This is a genomic window from Psychrobacter sp. AOP7-A1-24 (assembly GCF_052376235.1).
In the GTDB taxonomy this organism is placed as follows: domain Bacteria; phylum Pseudomonadota; class Gammaproteobacteria; order Pseudomonadales; family Moraxellaceae; genus Psychrobacter.
This window is the reverse complement of the sequence record NZ_JBQSVM010000018.1, coordinates 1-22,307: the sequence shown is the minus strand read 5'-3', so window position 1 is coordinate 22,307 and position 22,307 is coordinate 1. Positions and strand designations below refer to the sequence as shown.

Genomic DNA, 22,307 nt, shown 5'->3' with positions numbered 1-22,307 from the left:
AAAGTCATTAGATATAACTGATATATGAGGTCACGGTAAATACTTACTTTTTTTGTGGGATTAAGGTTAAATACATTATATCCACAGTAAAGATAAGGAATAACTTATGAACTGGCCATTATTTTCTGTCGTTTACTCAATGGCAGCAACTGTCACTATTGGGCTTTTTATGATTAGCGCTCTCATTACAGGGTTTGATGAGATATTTCATATACAGGTAGCAGTTGGATTGGGTATTTTAGCGTCAATACCTATAGGGCTGTTCTTTACCAAAAAAATTGGTAGCATTACTGGCAATGAGGAAGGCTATAAAACATAAAGTCGAATAGTGATATAGATATAGAGTGGAGTTATCTATCAGCAAATAAAAAAAGACCTCAATATTGAGGTCTTTTTTTATTTGCTGATAGAAGTATTTACTAACTAGCATCAAGGCTAGGTTTGCTGAGGTTCAATTTATTGAAGTTCGACAACCGCGCCATTTTCGATATTGGCATATACTTCTAGTACATCCCAGTTGGTCAAACGAACACAACCTGCTGAACCTTGACGACTGATACCTTCAGGTACTGGTGAGCCATGTAGACCGTAAGAAGGCTTAGACAGTCCCATCCAAACGACACCGACTGGGTTGTTTGGTCCTGGTGCTATCATATGAACTTTCTTTTCAGCGCCTTTACCGACCGTTGATCTATACCAAGGCATTTTTACTTTATTGATGATTTTGAAAGTACCTTTTGGAGACGGCGTGGCATCACTGCCAACAGTCGTCGGATAGGTAGCTACCAATTTATCATCATTATACGCATACAATGTTTTATCTGCTTTATTGGCAACGACACGGTTGATACGTTGGTTAAGCTTTTCGCGAGTATTTAGCACTGTGATAGTTTCACCAGCGGTATACGTTTTATTTTTGTTTAGCTTATCTAAGTAACGTACATCCATATGGAAACGTTCACCCAGCATTTCTTTGATATCTTGATAATACAGCCCTTTCATTTTTGACTTCGCTTCTGAACCAGAAGGTGTGGTTGCAAACTTGGTATCGATATCGTCTTTGGTTAACGTATAAGTGACCAGTACAGGTTTGTTTGCAGGAATATTTTTAACCAATGCATCCCAAGTTTTTTGATCCATTCTACCTGTGGCTGACAAGCCTTTCATTTTTTGGAAGTTAATAAGGGCTTTTTTACTATTCATGCCCCAACCGCCATCGATAGGACCAGGAGAAGCATGGTTCCAGTCGAGCAATGCTTGGATTTTGATCGTCATTGCTGAGTTGACTTTCATGTTAGGTGACCAGGTAGCACCATTTACTTGCTTAGCATAGTTCGACAAGTTCAGCGTTGTGTGTCTCTTACCATTTTTATCTTCGATATTCTTAATGGTTGGATCGTCACTGAAGTCTTGACGTTTTTCGTTCTCTGGCAACTCAAAAGAGAGTGGATCAGATGAGTCGATAGACGATATATCGCTAGGAGCAGCAACGGCTTGCCCTTCAGTAATGTCGTCATTACGGTCAGCTTGCTCATCCTTACGTGTCAACTCTACTGCGCTAATATTGTCAGCAGCTGGGGCTGGCGCGTTTTGGTTGGCTTCTTGCTTGTTATTAATAAGCTGGTTCATGCTGTCGACTGATTGTGCTTTCTCTGTATTTAGCTGTACAGTAGCAGCGCCATCTGAGCGACTACGGTTTTCTTGCACATTAAGGCTGACCTTTTTTGCAATATCTGGCATAGCGTCAGCCGTGCGTACTGGCAATGTGCGAGTACTATCGGCAGGTGCAGCAAGTGCGGCCACACTGGCACTTACAGCGGCGATAGATATAGCAGTAATAATAGGCTTTATTTTCATCATATTGAGTCACTTGTAGTTGCTACTAATGCGGCTATTATGCGCATAATTTGATTGTATCGCAAACTTTTGACACATCTTTTTGCATTTAAGACTTGCCAAACGTCAACTGCTGACGTATTCGCTACAGTTAGGTAATAATTTAACCAAGGTGTGTATGACATCGTGCTTGATTCCTACGCAAAGTATTAATTATGCGCACTATTTTTTATGCAAGTAAAAATGACAGTTATTGGCGCTACTAGAGGTTTACGTCTATAATGTATGACTGAATTTTATTTAATATAACGATATTTAGCAAAAAGCAATTTAACCCGCCAGCAGTTAATCCATAAGGTGCGATATGTCAGAAGACCAAACAATGAGTGCAGAAGAGTTTCAAAACCAATACTTCAACAATGAGTCTGAGGGCTTGGGCAGTGAAATGGAGTATGATTTAGAAACTGGGCTTCTTGGTGAGCACGATGAATTTGCCAACTTACATGCAGAGCTAAACGAAGCACGTGAGCAGCTTGTCAGTATTCGCGACTTTATTCGTTTTTCAGTCACGCAGCTGCGTAACTATGATGTCGTTGTTGCACAAGGGACGACCGATGAGTTTGCAGAAGCGTCAGCCATTGTCTTGCACTCTTTGTCTCTAGACTGGTCTGCCAATGAGCAGATTTTAGATTGTCGTCTGACCACGTCTGAGAAGCAGTTGGTATTAGGGCTGTTAGAAGAACGTATCGCCGAGCGTAAACCACTCAGTTATTTGATTAACTTGTCGTACTTCTGTGATTTGCCTTTTTATATCGATGAGCGTGTTCTTATTCCTCGTTCGCCAATCGCAGAGCTAATTCGTCAGCAGTTCCATCCGTACTTTGAAGTTACTGAGTTGGCCAAACCATTGGGTGTCAGTCCGAACGAAAAGTCAGCGGTATTTTATGATCATGGCTTGGATGTGAAGCAATTGTCGCAGCCTGAGCGTATCTTGGACTTGTGTACTGGCTCTGGTTGTATCGCTATCGCGCTTGCTACTCGTTTCGTTGATGGGTTGGTCGATGCCGTTGATATCGATAAAGGCGCATTAGAAGTGGCAATGGTCAACGTTGACCATCATGACCTTGGCCATCAAGTGAACGTAATTGAGTCTGATTTGTTTGCCAAGATACCTGCTGAGAATCAGTATGAGCTTATCGTCACCAATCCACCGTACGTGGATGCTGCCATCATGGCAGATTTGCCGCCTGAGTTCTTATATGAGCCTGAGCATGCACTTGCCGCTGGTCAAGATGGTCTAGATTTAGTACATCGTATTTTGTTTGAAGCGCCAGACTATCTGAGCCCAGATGGTTTGCTGATCTGTGAAGTGGGTGACAGCGAATGGGCCTTAAAACAAGCCTATCCTGAAATCCAGTTTGATTGGTTGAAGTTTGCACTTGGCGGTCATGGTGTCTTTGCGATTACCTATGATGAGCTAGTCTCGAATCGTCAGTTGTTTGCCTCTTATGTTCAGCTATTGGATAGCCTTCAATAGATATTAGGTTGAATACGTCGGCTGCATGAGCCGAAACTATAAATAACAATACAATCACTCATTATAAGCAACATAAGCAGTCATCATAAGTGGCATGAGTGATTGGTCACATAGTCATCAGTAGCGTTTACTTGTTTAAGGATAGTTATGGCAGGCAATAGTATTGGGCAGGTTTTTACGGTTACCACATGCGGTGAGTCGCATGGTGCAGGCCTTATGGCCATCGTTGATGGCGTACCACCAGGTTTAGCGTTATCTGCAGACGACTTACAAGTAGATTTAGATCGTCGCAAACCGGGTACGTCTAAGTATTCAACCCAGCGCCGTGAGTCTGATGAAGTTGAGATTATCTCCGGTGTATTCGAAGGCAAAACCACAGGTACGTCTATCGGTCTACTGATTCGTAATACCAATCAAAAATCAAAAGACTATAGCGATATCAAAGATACTTTCCGTCCTGGACACGCTGACTATACTTATAGTATGAAATACGGCTTCCGTGACTATCGTGGTGGTGGTCGCTCGTCAGCGCGTGAGACGGCAATGCGCGTAGCAGCTGGTGCCATCGCCAAGAAGTATTTGCAAGAACGTCTGGGCGTACAAATTCGTGGTCACGTTACCCAAATCGGTAACGAGCATAGTAACGTTCTAGATCCTAGCCAAATTGACTGGGAGTTTGTAAATAGCAATCCATTCTTTTGTGCAGACAAAGAAGCGATTGGCCGTTTTGAAACCTTAATTGATAACTTGCGCCGTGAAGGCACTAGTTGCGGCGCGCGTCTTGATATCATTGCGAGCGGTGTACCAGTAGGCTTGGGCGAGCCAGTGTTTGATCGCTTAGATGCCGATATCGCTCATGCGATGATGAGTATCAATGCAGTCAAAGGCGTCGAGATTGGCGATGGGATGGCGGTGGCAGGTCAATTCGGGCATAGCGCTCGTGATGAGCTGACGCCAGATGGGTTTGCAGCCAACCATGCTGGTGGTGTCTTGGGTGGTATCTCATCAGGTCAAGATATCCGTGTGAGTATTGCCTTAAAACCAACGTCTAGCATCACGACTGCTGGTAAGAGTATTAACACCCAGGGTGAAGCAGTCGATATGCTAACCAAGGGTCGTCATGATCCTTGTGTTGGTGTACGTGCTACGCCCATTGCCGAAGCGATGTTGGCGATTGTCGTGCTCGATCACTATCTACGTCACCGTGGCCAAAACGCTGATGTACAGCCACCAGTACAATCAATTACTTAGTATTTTTGTTTTAACGTAATCAGCTCTTTATTGTTTTCAGTGATTTAACACTAGAAATGATAAAGGGCTTTTTTATGTCCAAATAAAATACAAATATTACTTAAATGCAATCAACGCGTTGAGTTAGCAAAGTATTAGGCTGCTAGTTGGTACTCATCAATAGTCACACACTGCTGATGTCGAAATACCAACAACAATTGCTGACTAGGAATCGCTAGCCAATGACCAAACTCAATACTATCGACGCCTTCGCTTGATAAGGTTTGTGCACAGTGATGACGACTAAGACCGATGAGACTCTTGATGATAGGGTTATCAGTTAATTGATGTGACATGGGGTTTTTACTCCTAGTTTGCTTTACGAATCTGAATAACGTCATCGTAAAACAAAGAAGTAGAAATCCTGTGTAGTGATGATGGAGAATTCATGAACTGTTATAAATCTTAGTATCAAGCTAGCGGTAGAGTGATAATAACCATCACACCAGAACGCTGGTTATTATCAATATTAGCTCTAGCTTCATCAGTGTCAGCTTTACTATCACTGATATGGACATTACTGATGGCTACCTGACCACCATGATGCTCAATCACCTGCTTCACTAAAGTAAGGCCAAGACCCGTACCCTTCTTGAGCATGTTACTACTATGGTCAGTCTGATTTGGCTCATCAATGTCTGTTTGATTTATTGCTTGAGAAGATGGTTGGCTTTGATGAGACAAGCTGAAGTAACGCTCAAATGCTTTTGCGACAGCGTATTCGGGCAGTAGCTTACCATCATTAAATATATCGATAGTGACGGTTCGGGCAGTGCTATGCAGTGAAATATCAACAGTACGCTTTGCAAAATGGATTGCATTGTCCAGCACGTTCTGTAGTACCTGTATTAACCAAAACTGATCAGCATACACACTAGTCGATGCCAGTACTTCTACTGGTAAATTTGCAGTATTGGTCACGTGTTTATCATCGATATATATATCGATAGGGTTTAGGCTTTGTTGTTGCTGCTTAGCTGTATTATCTTTCACCAGACTCTGCAAAAGCGGTAATAGGGGGGTCGATTGTCGGTTGAGCTTAAAGGTAGGTTGTTCTACTTTAGCAAGCAGTAGTAGTCGGTCGATGAGCTGTTGCATTTTTACGCTTTGTTCACCTACCGTCTCGATTAGCATTTGCCGATCTTCATCATCCAGTTTGTTAGCATCCACTCCATCGTCCTCTAACAGCTCGCTACTGGCACGTATGGCAGTCAAAGGGCTTTTTAACTCATGAGTGAGCGTATGGACATAATCAGTGACGTAAGCACGATTTTCGAGTCGATGCTTCATGGTCTCGATGGTATCTGTCAAACTATTTAATTCGTGACCCAGATAAAAATAAGGCTTTTTAGTGTCTTCTGCCAGTGCGCCAGTGTACTGAGTGACCAAAGTAATACTCTGTTTAAGCCACCATGCTACTAGACCTGCCAACATAAGGGCGGCGATGCTGATAAGTAGGGCGGTGATGAGCATACGGTTACGAGTGTCATCTAAATAAGGTAATACGCTAGCGACAGGCTTACCGACACTGACCACGCCGATGATATCTCCAGATGTGTCTTGTATAGGCTGAGCCACATACATGACCGAACCGTCCCGCTGCTGATAATCTCGCAGTGTACTTCTTGCGCCATACTGTCCCTTTAGAGTGAGATAGACGTCGTTCCAGCGACCGTAGTTTTGCCCTTCGTTATTGTCAGGTGGGGGCAATGAGTCGTAAATGACTATACCGTTACTGTCTGTCACATATATGCGAAAGCTACTGTAGCTTTTGGTTTGATCGACAGGACTGAGCGTTTCATCCGTCGCTGGCATGCCGACAAATGCAGCATCGAGTTGCGCTTGATAACTCTCATCATATAGCTGTCCTGTAGATAACGGTATTTGTAGACTGGCCGCGAGTAATTTACTGGTATCTAAGAGTGTGTCTTCGATGACTTGCTGCGCTGTTGGTTTGACGTAGCCAAACAACTGAGTAAATACCACCACGCCACATATGACGAGCACTAACGCAACTGCAAGCCAAATTCTAAAAAATATACTTAAATTGAGCAGTCGTTTGCGTTTAGGGGCTTGCTGAGCAGTACCAATGGGGTGCAGTTTGGCATACCAATTGCTTTGGTCGTTATCAGCAGCATAATCGGAGTTATTGGCTTTATTGTTCATAAACTAGCGGCCGTTATCAAGCAGGACATAATGCATAACCCAGTCCACGATGTGTATGGATAACATCAATAGTTGAATCTACCGTAGCAAGCTGTTTACGAATTGATTTGATATGACTGTCTATCGTTCGAGCCAGACGATGATCGGGATAGTCACTGACGGCGTTAAGCAGTTGTTCGCGGCTAAAGACTTGATAAGGTGCTTGTAATAATGCCAGCAAGATTTTGCGTTCTGTATTGCTCAGCTCAAGCTTTTGCGCTTGCCACGTTAACGAATAGTTCAGCGGTTGATAATGCCAAGTGCCAGATTGGTTTTCGAACGTTGATGCTTGCTCTGACATATTGTTCGAGGACATACTTTCAATGTCATCTGAGTGGTTGGTATGAATTCCTGACTGTTGAATCAGCTGTTCACGTCGCCAAATGTCTTTTAGACGGGCGACAAGTTCGCGTGGACTAAAGGGTTTTGCACAATAATCATCACCACCCATTTCTAACCCCAAAATACGATCGACCTCATCGCTACGCGCGGTCAAAAACACAATAGGTAAATCTTTTAAGCCGTCGATATCAGGTGTGTGGCGTATTTGCTGGCATAGGCTCAAACCGTCACCATCTGGTAGACCGACATCTATAATGATCGCCGATAAATCTTGTGCCTCAGGACTATGCAGCATGGGTAGCACACTACTGGCATTATCCAACCAAGTTATCTGCCACCCTTCGCGCTTGCAAGTGACCTTGAGCGACATTGCGATCGCAGGATCATCTTCTACCAGTAAAATATGGATCATAGTCTCTACATCGTCTTATAAGCTTAGTAAATTATCGTAGCACAAAAGAGCGGGTTGCTCTCGCTGCCACGAGTTAAATGGTGTGAAAAGTTAATGGAAAAGCAGGGTGCTAAGTAGGCAATTTACGATGCAGTCGTGTTAATACATTCAATAAAAAGACCAGCTCAATGAATAAGCTGGCCTTGGTAACAAGAATTAAGCGTGATTGTCTACTAATAGACTAAGCAAAAACTATTTAAGACCTTTGCAGTTGGCGTAGTAGCTCACCGTAGCAGGCCAGTCTGAAAAAATGCCTTGGACACCAACGTCTTGCGCTAGTACGTCAATATAATTCATCATATCACCATCATTGTTGATAGCATCGCTAAGGCCGCTATAGTACCAATCACCACCATCGGTTAATGGCTCTGAACGCTCTATCGACCAAGTAATAATTTTTAGATCATTGACTTTGGCTTGTTTTGCGTATTCTGATGGCTGCATATTTCCTTTACCATCAGTGGTGACTAATAACCAAAGTGCTGGTGCAATGGTGTTGATGCCGCGTGCTTTGATATCAGCCAATGAGTGCTTCCAAGTGGTTGCGTCATCTTTATCAAACGTTTTATCCTTAGCAGTCTCATTGCTATCGTCGATCAGATAAACGGCATTGGATCCATAAGCTGGCTCGTTTTTAATCCAGTAATCTAGATCTTCTATATTAAATGATTGTGCAAATACATCGCTTGCAGGTACACCTGCTGCCTTGTAGGTATCTATCAGCTGTTGACGATAATCGTCCAAACGATAGCCATTAAACGGCATGGTCACTGCAGGTACTTTTAGTTCAGGTGTGTGTTTCATGCCTAGCTGGCGCGCCAACGCGATATGCTCTTTTAACGTCATTACTTCGCCATTTTGCGAGTACAAATCTGTTCGCCAAGGCGCGGTTGCATCCATATACTCACTAATACTGGTTGCTTCTTTATTGCCAGCATCCATCTTACCTGTCAATGTTTTAAACTGAGCGGCACTGATATCTGAGGTGCGACATTCGATACTATCGGCATTAGTAAGTTTGCCTGTAGCATCTAATATAGGCGGTACGGTACATTGGTTGGCCAGCGGCGTGGTCAAAATATTAGTCGTGGTGTGCAAATCGTTTTGGGCATGACGACAGACAAGCTCACCGTCATTGGTAAAAGCGACATCACATTCCAAGATACCAGCACCCATTTGTGCCGAAGCCACGTAGCTGTCATAGGTATGTTCAGGCAGCTGTAATGGCGCACCTCGATGCGCAATAGAGAAATCTGTCTTACTTGGCAATTGTCCTTTGCATGCCTGTAGCTCTTCTTTTAATGGCCCCTCGTCCATATCATTTATCAGATAAAATGGACGCATTCCATAGGTATATGCAACAGGTGAAGACGATTGTAGCTGTGATTGAGGTTGCGCTGTTGATGTGGGCATTGAGCGGCTATCGGTAGAGCAGCCTACTATCAATAATGAACTGATAAGGGTTAGAGGCAAGGCGATATTAATCTTAGTCAGTGTCTGCTTACTCAGCCCAAGCACTGATTTGTTAGAAGTTGTCATGTAAAATGTTCCTGCAAAATTATAAAAAATTCCATCGGATATATTGATAGGAATTAAAAGATTGATATTTGAGTGTTGGTTGCTACTTGCTAAAAGAAGCTAAAGGTCGTGATATTGTTGTAAGAGCTCAGCCTTGTAAGAAATTGGCCTTGTAAGAATTTAGCATTAATACAGATACAACTGTAGTAAAAGCGATAATTAATAGACAAATGACTTTATTTGAATTTGATAGTAGCGAAACCATTAGTCATAAAACGCATCTTTTTACTATTATTCGTTTAGTACCTCGCTATTGACCACGCTCTCAAACTAACAGATGATATTGACCATATAATGACACACACTTTATTTTGGCAAAAAACACACAAATGCTTAAAGCATATCTCATCAACTATTAAGGATAACTATGAGTAACTATTTAGATGCAGTCGTCGTTGAGCACAATCCCTCTCAAAAAAAGATAGATCGCGCGGTGATTTGGCTGCATGGTTTAGGTGCTAGTGGTCATGACTTCGAGCCAGTTGTACCGCAGCTTGGACTGGCGGATGATATGGCAGTACGTTTTATTTTCCCGCATGCACCTAAACGTCCAGTCACAGTAAATGGCGGCATGGTGATGCCAGCATGGTACGACATCATAGAGATGAGTCTTGAGCGTAAAGTAGATGTGGCTCAAATTGAAGAGTCTTCTCAGCAAATACATGATTTGATTAGCCGTGAGATTGAGCGCGGCGTGCTACCAGAGCATATCGCCATTGCAGGATTTTCGCAGGGTGGGGCAGTCGCCTACCATGTAGCACTTGGCTATCCAGAGCGTTTGGCGGGCTTGATGACGCTCTCTACCTACTTAGCAACCAATGACAATATTGAGTATAGCGCTGCCAATAAAGAGATGCCGATTTTGATTGAGCATGGCACTCATGATCCAGTTGTGCCCGTCATTTTAGGTGAGCAAGCGCAGCAGTTATTATCAGCAAAAGATTATAATGTGTCCTACAATACGTATCCGATGGCACATCAAGTCTGTATGCCACAAATTCAAAATATTGGCAAATGGTTAAATACTGTTTTGGCTTAATCTATCAAGCTGTAACGTAATGTAATGCAGACTACTTATAGGTTGAAACCTAACCAGTATCTCCTATATAATAGCCAGTCTTATTGGGGATGTTCTGGCTTCGACGCTGGTGATGAAACTCAATGATGCATGTCGAGAGTGTATGTCCTCTCGTTAATAAAACATATATTGTTATAGTCGCAAACGACGAAACTTACGCTCTAGCAGCTTAAACCCTGCTTACTGCGCTGCCGATTACCTATAGTTGGTTAGCCCAGTTGAAGCGTCCGCATATAGGTTCGCCACAAGGGATTGTCTCAATCGCTTGGGTTCAAAAGTAGAGAATCGTCCAATCCATCCTGACTGTCGGATCGGTGAGGACTAAAATTAAAGACAGAAACTAAACATGTAGATTCATGAGCGTAATGCTGGCGGACGCGGGTTCAACTCCCGCCATCTCCACCAAATTTTATTAAAGAAGTCAGTCACTTAGGTGGCTGGCTTTTTTTATGACATCATTTTGACATCATTGGCTGGCAAGACGATGCACTATCTTTAATTGAACGGTGATTCCAAGTTTACTATTAAGTCAAAAGATTATTGACTAAGTAATAAAAAACCCACTGTGAGGTGGGTTTCTGGTTTAAGTTTACTTTAATTAGATGTTTATGTCTGATAGCTTTAAAAGCGTATATTTAGGTTTAGTTTGTCCATTTTGAAGAACGCTGAAAGTGACACTTATAGGTTTATGCAAGTAATCTAAGTTGATAGTTTCAGGATCTAGTACAGATGCGTCAATCTTACCTTTAATTACATCTTTACTTGAGTGTTCGACAAACTCAAAGGTTCTTGATTTCGGTAAAACGCCTAAAAACTCTCCTGTATAAACCTCTTCTCTTTCCTCAATATCTGCATTATTAAGGCGATTAATAATAGTGTCTAGCTGAGCTGAGGTTTCTACCCTGAATACTTTTTCATTATGCTGCAGAGCAAATAAAGCCTCACTTTTCTGTAAGATAATTAAGAATTCTGATATTTTCTTAATTGCTCTTGGATGCAGTTTAGACACAATTTCACTAATGTCATCATTTACGCTATCAGTTGTTTCTTTAAGTAATGTATAAATATCTGATAAAGCTGTTTCGGTGCCATTTTTTTCTGCAAAGATATCGTATTTTGGTTCAGGTAGTTCGAACTCAAAGCCGAAAGAACCAACAGCGGTGCCAGTAATCATAAGCTGATGTTGTTCTCGATTCGGTATAGGCCCCATAAATTTCAAATTATTATTTAAGCTAGCAACAACACTAGCTACCATTTCATTTAGACCATTGATCGCTTTTCCTGAAAATTCAGCAGTAATGCCATGGCTCTCATCAACCGGTTTGCCACGAAACGTAACTATAGCTTTCTTAGAAATTAATTTAATATTAACAGCGTCGATTTTTTGTTTTACATTATCTATGCGTGATTGCAAGCTCATTCTATCTACAATAGCTCTCTCTGGAATATTGGCAATTAACCTTTCCAGGGTATTTTTTTCAGCTAGTAGCTTTTGATAATCATAATTATGCATTATCTTTCTCAATATTTATCTCTAACAACATATTTTGTGCAAGCAAATCTTCTGATGGTGAAAGTGCAATACAGAAGAACCCTTTCCATAAGTCGGTTACTTTCTGATGTGACCACATGCTATACCAGTACGTACAACGTTCTACAGTATGTGCATTAAACCCTAAGTCTAGATCAACCCAATAACAATCTACTTTATATGCAGCTTTCATATCTGAAGAACTAAATAATAAGTGATTTTTCATAGCCCAGTTATTATAGTCCGGAATTGTATCTAGCATATTTGCAAAAGTCACGACATCTACATCACTAGGTGGCCTTCCTCGCAATACCTCTACATTTTCAGTAAAACTACCATTGATCCATTGGAATCCACATGTTACGTCAACACTGTATAGAACCGCTCTATAAGCCAATAAACCTTTTAATATCTCAATCCTTTCTTGAGAAGTTGCAAAAATATTTATGAAATCAGACATACTAATATTGTATGGAGAGCGATTTTCACTATGGCCAAGTTCGTTTGGTGCAACTGGGTACATAACACCGTGAATATTCCAAATCATATCAATCTCTATGTTGTGAAATCTACTTATCTTGTGTAGATATTTGAGTATGAACTTTATTATTTCTTTCTAGGCTTTATACCTAACTGTTTTAAAAATTACTTTGAATCTCATCACCACACACTTTCAACCCAACCTCTATAGCCTCACTCAAATCAGCACCTTTCTTAATGCTATAGGGCACATTAGCATTAGTATCTAATCATCATAAATGTATTTTTGAAGGTAATCTTCATAGTTCTCAGTGCTGTCTAACTCTTTCAGTACTATTGCACCACAAGCTGTTTCGACGTTATTACCAGCCAGGGTTTCAGGAAACGCATAAGAGAAGTCAGACTCTGATAGCGTTCCTTTAGGTGATTTCCAGCTTTCCATTACCTCATCCTTAAACCCATAAACTATACGAGCCTTAACAAAATAATTTTGGTCTTCACATGATATAAACCATTGTTCTTTTGAATAGTAAAAGCCTTTCTTTCTTAATGGGTTCCTGTTGATGTATGTTGATTGAAATATAGCTGAAATATATTTTGGTTTTTCTTTTGCGCCTCTAAAACTACTAGCGCCTCCATAGACCGTAATATTCTGTCTTTTAACAGAATCATAATCCAAGAAACTCTGAACTTCTTTGTCAGCAGTCTTGCCTAAATCAACCCAGTCAACAGCGTTAGCTGCCAATGGTAAAATCAATAAGGCCGTTAATAACGCTTTACTCATAACTCCATCCTTGTATCAATCCCAATCCAACGCCTTACATACCCTCAGTCTTATCCATCTGCTCATCACACACCCGCAGCCCAACCTCTACAGCCTCACTCAAGTCAGCACCTTTCTTAATACTATATGGCACATTCGGCTTCATACCATCACGCTTCAGAGCCTTAGCAGCGGCCTTATTGAGCGGCGTACCGATAGATGAGTCTTTACTGTAGCCTGCAGGTTCAAAATACACCTCAATACCAAAATCAGGATAATAGACACACAATATCTCGCCTGACGTGGTGAAAGGGTAGGGCGTCTTATGATCGGCTCCCCAAAACATTTCATGTACCACAGTATTACCAGAAACGAACTTACTAGCGTAACTTCTATCTTGGGAAGGGGTACAGGCAGTTACGGTCGAAAGTAAGACGGCACCAATTAACCACCTGGGCATATTGATTCGCATGGTACTCCGTCCTTATCTCGATCTAATCGAGTGTTGCCACACTTCAGAGCTTGCTTAGCCTGCTCACAGTTAGCCATTTGGCCGCAAGTACTAGGTAAGCCTTTACATTGCGAACCGCCAGCACCTTTGGCAAATAGTGGGTGATCAACTTCGACAGACTCTTTTAAAACTGTATTGCTTTGGAACGGATTATCTACTGTCTTAAGTGCAGCGTTAGTTGAAAGTGCGAATATAGATAGTGCAGTGGCTAGTATTACTTTTTTCAAGTGTGAATTCCTTTTATACGAATTATACCGATAGTTGTTAGCTTTTCGTGATAACCCAGAAAAAAATATTCATTAACTTTAACTTATTAGTAGGATTAGGGCAATGTTGATGACTGCTTATAATCTATGACAGGTTATTCAGTTAGTTGTGAGCTTTGATATCTCAAGCTTGTTCTGATCGCCATGCAGCCAACGACCATATCGCTTAATGAGCATCTGTAAGCTATGGCCCAATTGGTTGGCGACAAATACTGGGTTCACGTCTGACATGAGCAGCATTGTGGCATAGGTGTGCCTGGCATTATATGCTGGACGATGTCTCACCCTCGTAGACTTCATTGCTTCAATCAATCTCATGCGGGCAGGTTTTTCATTGTAGAAAGGCTCACTTGTTTCTGGGCATATCATCACATAGTCATCACTCAGCTTCATAGCATCCAGTGCTTCAAATGCACGCTTCGAGCGGTCATTCAGATAGACTTCACGCGCGGTATGAGTCTTGGTTACTTGCTTCTCAACACCACGCACACGACTCTTATTAATAATCACTGAGCCATTAAACCAGTCTATATCCTTCCATCTCAAAGCGTAAAGCTCACTTGGGCGACAGCCCGTCCAAAATGCTACTTCGAAATACCAGTAATAGAAGTGGTCTTTATCAATCAAATTCTTATCTAGCCAATTTAGTAGCGCATCCATTTCAGCGCGGGTAAATGGGTCGGGTAGTCCTGACTGTACCTTTTTATTCTTAATCATGGCCATGGGGTTTTCTGCAGGCGTGATTAATCGCAGCTCAATGGCTTTATCAAATACGCCGCGCAGTGGTACCAGGCAATTATTAAAGGTCTTGTCAGACTTGAAGTTAATGTCAGAGATGATGTCACGTATTAGGTCAGACGTTATTTCGTGAATGGGTATCAGTGCCATTTCAGGCATCCAGTGCTTGTTCAATGCACTCACGTAGTCTTTTTTGGAGTCTGTATTGGCTTCACAGTGCTTTAGATACTTTTGGGCGATTTCTTGGAATAAAGCGCCATCACCAACGATAACGCTATCATCATTAACTATCTCACCTTTTGCGCTGGCGAGGTCTGCCTCTGTGAGCACACCCCATTCCGCTTTGGTAATTAGGTCGCGTCTAATTTTAGCAGCTGCTTTGATGCCTTCCGCAGTGACTGGGTGCGGGAGCGTGACGTGATAGGACTTACCGTCTCTGCTAAAGTAGATCTGAATGCGTCCCGATCTAAGCCGCACGCCTTGCGGTAACGTATGTCTGCTTGCTGTGTCATCCACTTGTTATATCCTCTTATTGAGTAATATATATTATTACTTTCTCGCGTCCAAACAACGTTTTCTGGCCAGTGTTGCTTACGGTGAGTAAGTTTCTGTTCTGCAATGCCAGTTAGCTCGGCAAACTGCTTGGCATCTACCCAGTCGAGTGGGGTTAGACCCATCTGATGGAGCATGTTTAAGGTGTCGTTATCCATGACTTACTCCTTGTTTAAAGTGTGAGTTCGGCTCAACAGCGTCAATGAAATAAACAAACCGCCAAATTTTGCCTGTTGAGTCCATATAGCCATCGTCGTCATAATCAACAATAACTTTTCGATTTATAGCAAATTCAGCAAAGCCTTTGGCGTCATCTGGAGATTTATTGCTGACGCTGCATATCGCTCCAAAACCTTCGTCAATCCATTGCTGAGTTTCATTTTTTGGGATTGGGTGTTCATCAAGCAGAACCGCATGATGTTCTTCATCTGTAGTGCCTGCAGATTGGCAACTGGTAACGATATACATAAGGTTTTTGTTACCGTTGAATGTAAATATATTAGTAATATGATTCAATGGTTTTGAGCTGTAGAGACGTATTGGCACATCTTTGAGCTTGTAATGTTTTCCGACGGTTTTACCTATCTTGCTTAAGCTCTTTAAGTAGCTGGCATTGATCAATATATTTTCGTCCTTCTCTGAATTGATATTGTCAACGTAGCCTGAAACAACACGCTTAACGTCTGGATATTTACCATCAATCAAGCCTTTAAATTTTCTGAAGTCTTCGTCTTTAGCGCAAACAAGGTCGCCAGTTGAGGCTTCTAAATGAATGTGGTACTTGGTCTTGATAGCATCTTTGATGCAGCGACGATTAAGGATGTAAGAGAAGTCATCGCCTTGATAGTCTTCACTCACAATCCAGCGTAGTAGTTGACGACCATCAGTAGAGTAGGCCAACACTTTGTTGTCACCGCCGACGAAGTACACACCTTCCAAGTAATATCTAACGTCTTCTTTGGCAGCGGCACACAACATAGCTTTTAGATAGGCTGTTTTTAATTCGATTAGGTCCATAACTATCTCCGTCCTTCAAAGTTATTTTGGCAATCAAAGCAGCGCTTAACACCACCAATGGCACGTCGCTTACTTGGTATTTCTTCGCCACATTCTTGGCATTCGATTAATGATGCAATGTCAAACGTTGGCATTACGCGCAGGCGAGCTTTCATCTCAGCATCTATGCGTTCGCTTGCTAGGTCGATATCATCAGCCATATCTCAATCCTTAAGCTATTTCAAACAAATCAGGCTGAGCCATGATTGCCGGTTTATTTTTTGGCTTGGTATTAACGGCCGATAGGTCAGGTCAGGGCAGAACGTCTTGCGGCAATACTCAAAAGTTTCTTCAAGCGATAACTCATTACCTAATAGCTTTGATAGTTGTTCACCAGTCGGATGAAGTATTCCGGTCGCATCTACGCCGTTGATATAAAGCGAGATAAATACATTCGTTTCAGTTAAAACCATCAATAGACTTTCAACGTTATACTTCGAGTTAAAACGCTTTAGCCATATCGTCTTGTCATGCTTGCTACCAAACAATCCGCGCTTGGTCCTACTAGCATCCCATTTATAAACAACGCCGCTTGGCATCGTTACTGCATTCTCAAAAGAGCTTTTCATGGTCACCTCCTCTTAAAATGTATCGATTACGTGCTCACGCAAACCGATCATTTCATCATTGCGATTTAGTGAATGTACGTGAATGTATGGCTGGTTTAAGTTGTGACCATTGGCTTCAAGGTAAGCATCTGCACCAGCACGAGTGAGACAGGCGGTTTCAAACTGAGGAATTACTCCTACAGTTTTTCGGTGATACTGGCGCTTATAGTCATCAACAGTAACTTCTACTGAGTCATACCCTTCTGAAATTACAGATAGCGCCTCTGATAACCCGTCACCCTCTACTTCCGAGTAATCATCAGCATCAACCCAAACGTCTTTTGTTTCCATGCCGCCATAACCATCTTCTATGTAAATAGAACGCTTGGAGTAGACGCAATACAAAGGGTGTTGAGTAGCGAGGTTATCTTGCGTCTTAAGATTGCTCGCCAATTCTGCGAAATTTAACTTGCTCATAGCCCTGCTTCCTTAGCTGTTAATATTTTGCCCATATTACTGATTGGGACAACGTAAGCCCATCCATTGCACCCGCTTCTAAAAGTAAATTTTATTCCTGAATAAGTTTTATCTATCATTGCTGTTTGCTTGCGCTCGATAGCATGAGACTCAGAAACATCAGAAACAAAACAAGGCTGGTAAACTTGGTTTTTCAATATCGCCTTACATAAGTCACCACCCGTTAGTGGCTCATGACCAGGGCAACCACCACCAAATACGTCAAAACCTTCGCAGTCGTCACCAACTGGCATAACGGTGTGACCTGCTTCTAACAGCTTGTTTAATTCAATTCTTGCTTCAGCGTCAGATAGAGGTTTGCCGTTTTCATCTTCTAAAAAATCGATGGTACCGACACGGTTATTACGAAGGCATCCTGCTATCGATTGCTTCATGTGATAAGTCGTCATCACTCTCTCCCATAAGCATTAGATATAAAAAGATTAGCGTGACGCGCTGCTTTTGCCTGCTCAGACGCTTCATAAGCCTCAGCATCAAAGCCATTCATCGGGTCAGTGACATAGTTGTCATCATCGCTGGCTAGATAGGCCTTATGTTCCGCAATCATCGCGTCCTGACCCGCTTGTGAGCGATTAAATGCGTCATTGATGTGTTGCACGCCAGCCGTTGCTGCCGTCATACCAAGGATTAGTAGTGCAAGGATGCCGATGCTGGCTAGAAAGTCTTTGATTGAGTTCATAACAGTTACTCTGCGTCGTTGTGATGCATCAATTATAACCATAGTTATAATTACTTTCAATAACCAAAGTAATAAATACTGAAAATATTTATTACTTTGGGATTTTTACGGTCGTAATAAACTGTAAGTAATTGTTAGATTGGAATTTCAGACACAAAAAACCGCCCATATAGGGCGGCTCTTAGTAATTTCTAATGAACGCGGTTGTTTTTTAACTATTTAGCCAATTAGAGGCGGTCTTATTCATATTCACTGACGCCCATGAACTTCTATCCACTTTGATGACGAATATAATGTCATCGCTATCTACGTGCTTCCTCAAAAACTCTAATATTTGCGTAGCAGTCTTATCAGATTGTACGATCCATTGAGACTCAGTAGTTTTCGTATAAGTGTTATTAGATAAACTGATGATCGCCTTATACAAGCGTTCGTAATCTCTATTTTTAACAAGATCATAAGTTATAGAGTATAAAACCATAATTTCACCTCATTTTATCGCCAGTCTCAAGCGTGCTGACGCTGACGCCTATTTAGTATTCGCCAACTCTTAGCTTTAGAAGACTATTAAGAAAACAAAAAACAATATTAGTGCGCCTACGACAATCGTTGTTATTGATATTTTTTGTTTAGGGCTTTCTGGAAGGGAAGGTGGTGTAGGCTGGCTCGCTGCATCTTTGTATTTTCTTAAGCTTTGTGGTGATTCAGCTAAATCCTCTAGATCCAAATCAACCCACGAGCCATAGAGGCCTTTACTGCCTCTATATATCTTGCATCTTACAGACAAAGTTTCTCGTTCGCCTTCGCATAAATGACGATAGCGAATAGTATCCTGCTTAGATAGATAGCCTAATGTTCCGTGAGTAGAAACAACAGCTACTGCATTCTTATCGTAAGGATTGTTTGGTTCGTAAACTAAATTTACATCAACAAAAGCAGACTCGCCCTTTACAAAAGCATTGGGATCTTTATAGCTCTTTGTTAAAGCTTTTTGATAGTTCGATTCACCCACAATTGGGGTGTTGAACTGATAGCCAAAATGCCAGTCTGTCATCTGTAAAATCCCTTTATTAATAAAAACCCTAGTTATTCTTTACCCACATCAGCATCTTCATTACGATTGCGACGCTTAATTGGAAAATTATCCATACTATAAACTGGAATCATGACCAGACCGCCAAATTCTTTAGCTGCTAATTTTACTTCATCAACAGTTAAGTTTAGCGCTTCGTCATTTTCTGCCGCTTCATTAATTTTAGCTATTAACTGGTTTATCGGTAATTTACTGTTATCCATAATTTTTATCCTGCTCTATAAACTTGTCGGCCTGCAATAATCAAGCTTTCATTATGCTCAGGAGTAACCACTTTGTCTGGGTAAGCCTTGTTGAAGCTGCTCAGTCTATAAGAGCCTCCAGCCTCCCTGAAGATTTGCTTTATCATGCGATCACCATCCAATAAGATTGCGTAATACTCGCCGTCCTTTACCTCTCTATCGGTTATTACAATACCAACCTCATCACCATCTTTGATGTAAGGGTAATTGCTGTCGTTGATAGCACAAATTAATTTAAAGTCCTCCGGTCTAATATTTCTATCTTTAAAAAAAGAAGGTGGTAGCTTTCTGTAACCCTTGATGTTCTCGAACTCACAAGAACCATTGCCATCGCCGCAGCAAAAATAAAGATCATAAATAGGGATTGATACCATATCGTCATCAGAATCATCTGTAGATACAGATCCTGCTTCCAATATTCTCGCAAGCTCTATCTTAGAATTAGTTACAGCCTCGTTACCAGTGCTCTTGGTATCTTTGGCCTTATTGGCTGCGCCAGAAAGCATTTCTCCGCTACCATTTGCTAACCAATCAACATTCACCTCAAAAACCTTGGCTAGTTCGTTGATGTATGTAGTCCGCTTAGTTAGTCCTTTTTCTATCTTGTAATAACTTGGCTGAGACATGCCTGTGGCATCTGCAACATCTTGTTGCGACAGATTCAGCCTATCTCTAGCCAGCTTAACCCTCTCCGCTAATGTGCTCATTACTATTCTCCAGTTATTGCAATCATTCTAATAACCTAGGTTATCAATGTAAAATACCTAAAGTTATTGATTTATAATAACTAAAGTTATATTATTGGGGTATAAATATACCCAAGGTAATAAAAATGAAACCTAACAACCCTTATGAAGCCTTAGTTAGCTATTTCGGGAATCAGCATAAGACGGCTAAAGCACTAGGCTGTAGTCAGCCTGGTGTATGGAAATGGGTTCAAGGCAAAGCCAATATGTCAGCCGCTTTGGCATTAAAGGCAGAGCGTCTAACCAATGGCGAATTTAAAGCCGTGGATCTTTGCCCTGCATTAGCCGAACTTGAAACAGTTGATTAGATAATACAACCCGCCAGCCACCAACAAAACGTTTTTATAAATAGGTAGGACACGATGGACGTAATAGACGCAGCACACAGCACAGTACATAACCCAAAGCATGGCGGCTCAACAGCCATTGCCGCACGCATGGGTATGTCGAGCACAGTACTAAATAACAAGGTTAATCCAAACACTGATAGTCATCATCTGCGCTTAGACGAAGCTTTGACCATCATGGAGTACACCAACGACACGGCTATCATCCAAGCCATGGCCCAGCGTCTTGGCGGTGTGTTTTATCAGGTTGATGGCGAGGCGACGCAGGCAAGCATACTCATGACAGCATTATCTACGTCAGCATGCCAGGGCGACATTATGTCTGAGATGCACAAAGCATTAGAAGACGGTCGTATCGATTGTAATGAGCATGACGCAATTCAAACGGCTATTCAGAACGCCATCGTAACGTTTCGCACATTGAGCGTTCAAATCGCAAAGCATTGTGGGGCTGATCATGTGTAACGACAAGTGCAAAATCTGCCGTTTAAGAGCGAGAGTAGAAGTCGCTGGCAATGATGCAGATATCAAACGTGAGTTTGAATGCATCGAGCGCAATCAACAGATAATTGATTTGGGTGACAAGCTAGAAGCGATTGATTACCTAAGAGCCGAACAAGCAAAAAGCCCATCAACGGACATTGATGGGCTTTAGGTGTTTCTGTAATACAAACATTTGATGAAGGAATCTTACAATGAATATTCAATTGATGCAAGCAAATAACGATAAACGCATGTCTAGCCGTGAAATTGCAGAGCTTTGCGATAAACGTCATGAGCATGTCTGCCGTGATATCGAATTGGTTAATAAAGATTATGAATCTGAGGGTCTCCCCAAAATTGGGGAGACCTATTATTACAACGAACAGAATGGACAGCGTTATCGCCAGTACGAGCTGACAGAAGTGCAATGCCTTGATTTGGTGAGTGGCTATAGTCGTCCACTACGTTTCCGTATTAATCGCAGATGGGTTGAGTTAGAGCGTCGTGCACAATCTAATTCTCCAGTAGTAACGATGCCTGATTTTACCAATCCAGTAACAGCGGCACGCGCTTGGGCTGATGAACTAGAAGCAAAGCAGGTTGTACAAGCACAATTAACTATAGCTCTGCCTAAGATTAATCATTATGACAATGTAGTTGAGCGTGCTGGCTTGCTTAATGCCACACAAGTTGCTCAAAAGGTTCGCCTATCAGCTGTTGCTATGAATAAGATACTTGACGAGCTTGGTGTTTATAACAAGGCCGTGAAGCGCTCACGTGTATTCCAGCAATGGTTTATCGATAAAGGACTGGGCGAAGTCAAACAGACTGACCAAGGTTTCTCACAAGCTATGTTCACCAAGCGCGGTGAAGCATGGATCGTTGAGCGTTTGATTAGTGAAGGAGTGGCGTAATGCATTTTTATATGTTTAACCCTGCTGACTTCAACAACTCAGCACGTCACTTATCATTGCCTGAGCGTGCTATCTATCGTGACTTGATAGATATGTACTACCACAGCGAGCAAGCCATCGATACATCAGATATAGATAGACTGGCACGTCGTCTGCTATGTACCAGTGCTGAATATCGCGCTTCATTGGAATATGTGCTTGATGAGTTTTTTGTCAAACGTGGTAAGCGTCATCACCACCATCGTATTGATAGAGAGATTAAAAACTACAAATTCAAAAACAGTCACACTAATGTCACGCAAGCTGTCACACCAAGTCACACGCATGTCACAAGCGATGTCACACAAGGTCACGCCAATATTGATGTGACAATGACAGCAGCAGAACGCCAACGCAAGTCACGTCAAGACAAGCGCAAGATGATTGATGACCTTACTAATATAGGTGTGTCGGTTGACAGTAGTATTAAATTAACAGACTTAAGAGAGTTGCATGCTAGTCACA

Annotated in this window: 30 protein-coding genes and 1 other RNA gene; 10 read left to right on the top strand and 21 right to left on the bottom strand. The window is 41.9% G+C overall.

What is annotated here, in order from left to right:
• Positions 1-106: 106 nt before the first annotated feature.
• On the top strand, positions 107-319 hold the full coding sequence (locus ACT3QQ_RS07975; protein WP_444527582.1) for a hypothetical protein: 213 nt from the start codon (positions 107-109) through the stop codon (positions 317-319).
• Positions 320-456: 137 nt separating this feature from the next.
• Here the strand turns inward: ACT3QQ_RS07975 and ACT3QQ_RS07970 are convergent, their stop codons facing one another.
• A complete protein-coding gene (locus tag ACT3QQ_RS07970; protein WP_444527581.1) occupies positions 457-1,860 on the bottom strand; it encodes a L,D-transpeptidase family protein in 1,404 nt (467 codons plus the stop codon).
• 340 nt (positions 1,861-2,200) lie between these two features.
• Between ACT3QQ_RS07970 and prmB the strand changes: the two genes are divergently transcribed.
• A complete protein-coding gene (gene prmB, locus ACT3QQ_RS07965; protein ID WP_444527580.1) occupies positions 2,201-3,373 on the top strand; it encodes a 50S ribosomal protein L3 N(5)-glutamine methyltransferase in 1,173 nt (390 codons plus the stop codon).
• A 147-nt stretch (positions 3,374-3,520) separates the two neighbouring features.
• Positions 3,521-4,624 (top strand): chorismate synthase, encoded by a 1,104-nt coding sequence (gene aroC / locus ACT3QQ_RS07960; RefSeq protein ID WP_444527579.1) that lies wholly within the window; start codon positions 3,521-3,523, stop codon positions 4,622-4,624.
• A 134-nt stretch (positions 4,625-4,758) separates the two neighbouring features.
• Here the strand turns inward: aroC and ACT3QQ_RS07955 are convergent, their stop codons facing one another.
• The 4 genes from ACT3QQ_RS07955 to ACT3QQ_RS07940 all read right to left on the bottom strand — a co-directional run bounded on the left by ACT3QQ_RS07955 (position 4,759) and on the right by ACT3QQ_RS07940 (position 9,200).
• Positions 4,759-4,959 (bottom strand): hypothetical protein, encoded by a 201-nt coding sequence (locus ACT3QQ_RS07955; protein ID WP_444527578.1) that lies wholly within the window; start codon positions 4,957-4,959, stop codon positions 4,759-4,761.
• Between the two features lie 115 nt (positions 4,960-5,074).
• On the bottom strand, positions 5,075-6,829 hold the full coding sequence (gene creC / locus ACT3QQ_RS07950; RefSeq protein WP_444527577.1) for a two-component system sensor histidine kinase CreC: 1,755 nt from the start codon (positions 6,827-6,829) through the stop codon (positions 5,075-5,077).
• 16 nt (positions 6,830-6,845) lie between these two features.
• The gene (locus tag ACT3QQ_RS07945; RefSeq protein WP_444527576.1) at positions 6,846-7,622 is read right to left on the bottom strand and encodes a response regulator; all 777 of its coding nucleotides are present in this window, start codon (positions 7,620-7,622) and stop codon (positions 6,846-6,848) included.
• 231 nt (positions 7,623-7,853) lie between these two features.
• A complete protein-coding gene (locus ACT3QQ_RS07940) occupies positions 7,854-9,200 on the bottom strand; it encodes a glycerophosphodiester phosphodiesterase family protein (protein WP_444527575.1) in 1,347 nt (448 codons plus the stop codon).
• 406 nt (positions 9,201-9,606) lie between these two features.
• Between ACT3QQ_RS07940 and ACT3QQ_RS07935 the strand changes: the two genes are divergently transcribed.
• Both ACT3QQ_RS07935 and ssrA read left to right on the top strand, forming a co-directional pair.
• A complete protein-coding gene (locus ACT3QQ_RS07935) occupies positions 9,607-10,278 on the top strand; it encodes an alpha/beta hydrolase (protein WP_444527574.1) in 672 nt (223 codons plus the stop codon).
• Positions 10,279-10,363: 85 nt separating this feature from the next.
• Positions 10,364-10,722: a transfer-messenger RNA gene (gene ssrA / locus ACT3QQ_RS07930) on the top strand.
• 193 nt (positions 10,723-10,915) lie between these two features.
• Here the strand turns inward: ssrA and ACT3QQ_RS07925 are convergent.
• The 16 genes from ACT3QQ_RS07925 to ACT3QQ_RS07850 all read right to left on the bottom strand — a co-directional run bounded on the left by ACT3QQ_RS07925 (position 10,916) and on the right by ACT3QQ_RS07850 (position 20,020).
• Positions 10,916-11,830, bottom strand: a complete 915-nt coding sequence (locus ACT3QQ_RS07925; protein ID WP_201627342.1) for a hypothetical protein — start codon at positions 11,828-11,830, stop codon at positions 10,916-10,918.
• Positions 11,823-12,395 carry a DUF6932 family protein gene (locus ACT3QQ_RS07920; RefSeq protein WP_201627344.1) on the bottom strand — a complete coding sequence of 191 codons (573 nt, stop codon included), beginning with the start codon at positions 12,393-12,395 and terminating at the stop codon, positions 11,823-11,825. Before ACT3QQ_RS07920 ends, ACT3QQ_RS07925 begins: the two co-directional genes overlap by 8 nt.
• Before the next feature lie 198 nt (positions 12,396-12,593).
• A complete protein-coding gene (locus ACT3QQ_RS07915; protein ID WP_444527573.1) occupies positions 12,594-13,112 on the bottom strand; it encodes a hypothetical protein in 519 nt (172 codons plus the stop codon).
• A gap of 34 nt (positions 13,113-13,146) precedes the next feature.
• On the bottom strand, positions 13,147-13,551 hold the full coding sequence (locus ACT3QQ_RS07910; RefSeq protein ID WP_201627427.1) for a hypothetical protein: 405 nt from the start codon (positions 13,549-13,551) through the stop codon (positions 13,147-13,149).
• Entirely contained in the window at positions 13,536-13,829 is a 294-nt protein-coding gene (locus ACT3QQ_RS07905; protein WP_444527572.1) for an excalibur calcium-binding domain-containing protein, read from the bottom strand. The genes ACT3QQ_RS07910 and ACT3QQ_RS07905 overlap by 16 nt, the downstream gene beginning before the upstream one ends.
• Positions 13,830-13,967: 138 nt before the next feature.
• On the bottom strand, positions 13,968-15,062 hold the full coding sequence (locus ACT3QQ_RS07900) for a tyrosine-type recombinase/integrase (RefSeq protein WP_444527602.1): 1,095 nt from the start codon (positions 15,060-15,062) through the stop codon (positions 13,968-13,970).
• Positions 14,957-15,316, bottom strand: coding sequence for a hypothetical protein (locus tag ACT3QQ_RS07895; protein ID WP_444527571.1), 360 nt, complete (start codon positions 15,314-15,316; stop codon positions 14,957-14,959). Before ACT3QQ_RS07895 ends, ACT3QQ_RS07900 begins: the two co-directional genes overlap by 106 nt.
• Positions 15,309-16,175: a DNA polymerase III subunit beta family protein gene (locus ACT3QQ_RS07890; protein WP_444527570.1), complete on the bottom strand. Its 867-nt coding sequence runs from the start codon at positions 16,173-16,175 to the stop codon at positions 15,309-15,311. Before ACT3QQ_RS07890 ends, ACT3QQ_RS07895 begins: the two co-directional genes overlap by 8 nt.
• A 2-nt stretch (positions 16,176-16,177) precedes the next feature.
• Positions 16,178-16,375, bottom strand: a complete 198-nt coding sequence (locus ACT3QQ_RS07885) for a TraR/DksA C4-type zinc finger protein (protein WP_444527569.1) — start codon at positions 16,373-16,375, stop codon at positions 16,178-16,180.
• A 15-nt stretch (positions 16,376-16,390) separates the two neighbouring features.
• Complete coding sequence (locus ACT3QQ_RS07880; protein ID WP_444527568.1) at positions 16,391-16,783, bottom strand: hypothetical protein; 393 nt, start codon at positions 16,781-16,783, stop codon at positions 16,391-16,393.
• Positions 16,784-16,795: 12 nt separating this feature from the next.
• Positions 16,796-17,239, bottom strand: coding sequence for a hypothetical protein (locus ACT3QQ_RS07875; protein WP_444527567.1), 444 nt, complete (start codon positions 17,237-17,239; stop codon positions 16,796-16,798).
• Positions 17,236-17,688 carry a hypothetical protein gene (locus ACT3QQ_RS07870; protein ID WP_444527566.1) on the bottom strand — a complete coding sequence of 151 codons (453 nt, stop codon included), beginning with the start codon at positions 17,686-17,688 and terminating at the stop codon, positions 17,236-17,238. The genes ACT3QQ_RS07875 and ACT3QQ_RS07870 overlap by 4 nt, the downstream gene beginning before the upstream one ends.
• On the bottom strand, positions 17,688-17,978 hold the full coding sequence (locus tag ACT3QQ_RS07865) for a hypothetical protein (protein ID WP_444527565.1): 291 nt from the start codon (positions 17,976-17,978) through the stop codon (positions 17,688-17,690). Before ACT3QQ_RS07865 ends, ACT3QQ_RS07870 begins: the two co-directional genes overlap by 1 nt.
• A gap of 556 nt (positions 17,979-18,534) precedes the next feature.
• On the bottom strand, positions 18,535-19,032 hold the full coding sequence (locus ACT3QQ_RS07860) for an HIRAN domain-containing protein (RefSeq protein WP_087814139.1): 498 nt from the start codon (positions 19,030-19,032) through the stop codon (positions 18,535-18,537).
• A 32-nt stretch (positions 19,033-19,064) separates the two neighbouring features.
• Entirely contained in the window at positions 19,065-19,274 is a 210-nt protein-coding gene (locus ACT3QQ_RS07855; protein WP_087814138.1) for a hypothetical protein, read from the bottom strand.
• 5 nt (positions 19,275-19,279) lie between these two features.
• Complete coding sequence (locus ACT3QQ_RS07850) at positions 19,280-20,020, bottom strand: XRE family transcriptional regulator (protein ID WP_087814137.1); 741 nt, start codon at positions 20,018-20,020, stop codon at positions 19,280-19,282.
• Between the two features lie 125 nt (positions 20,021-20,145).
• On the opposite strand from ACT3QQ_RS07850, the gene ACT3QQ_RS07845 reads away from it, so the two are divergent.
• The 5 genes from ACT3QQ_RS07845 to ACT3QQ_RS07825 all read left to right on the top strand — a co-directional run.
• A complete protein-coding gene (locus tag ACT3QQ_RS07845; protein ID WP_087814136.1) occupies positions 20,146-20,367 on the top strand; it encodes a transcriptional regulator in 222 nt (73 codons plus the stop codon).
• A gap of 54 nt (positions 20,368-20,421) precedes the next feature.
• On the top strand, positions 20,422-20,871 hold the full coding sequence (locus tag ACT3QQ_RS07840; protein ID WP_087814135.1) for a phage regulatory CII family protein: 450 nt from the start codon (positions 20,422-20,424) through the stop codon (positions 20,869-20,871).
• Complete coding sequence (locus ACT3QQ_RS07835) at positions 20,864-21,061, top strand: hypothetical protein (RefSeq protein WP_444527564.1); 198 nt, start codon at positions 20,864-20,866, stop codon at positions 21,059-21,061. The genes ACT3QQ_RS07840 and ACT3QQ_RS07835 overlap by 8 nt, the downstream gene beginning before the upstream one ends.
• Before the next feature lie 40 nt (positions 21,062-21,101).
• Positions 21,102-21,803 (top strand): Rha family transcriptional regulator, encoded by a 702-nt coding sequence (locus ACT3QQ_RS07830; protein ID WP_444527563.1) that lies wholly within the window; start codon positions 21,102-21,104, stop codon positions 21,801-21,803.
• Positions 21,803-22,307 (top strand): YdaU family protein (locus tag ACT3QQ_RS07825; RefSeq protein ID WP_444527562.1); only part of this gene is annotated, 505 nt, incomplete at its 3' end. The genes ACT3QQ_RS07830 and ACT3QQ_RS07825, both read left to right, overlap by 1 nt.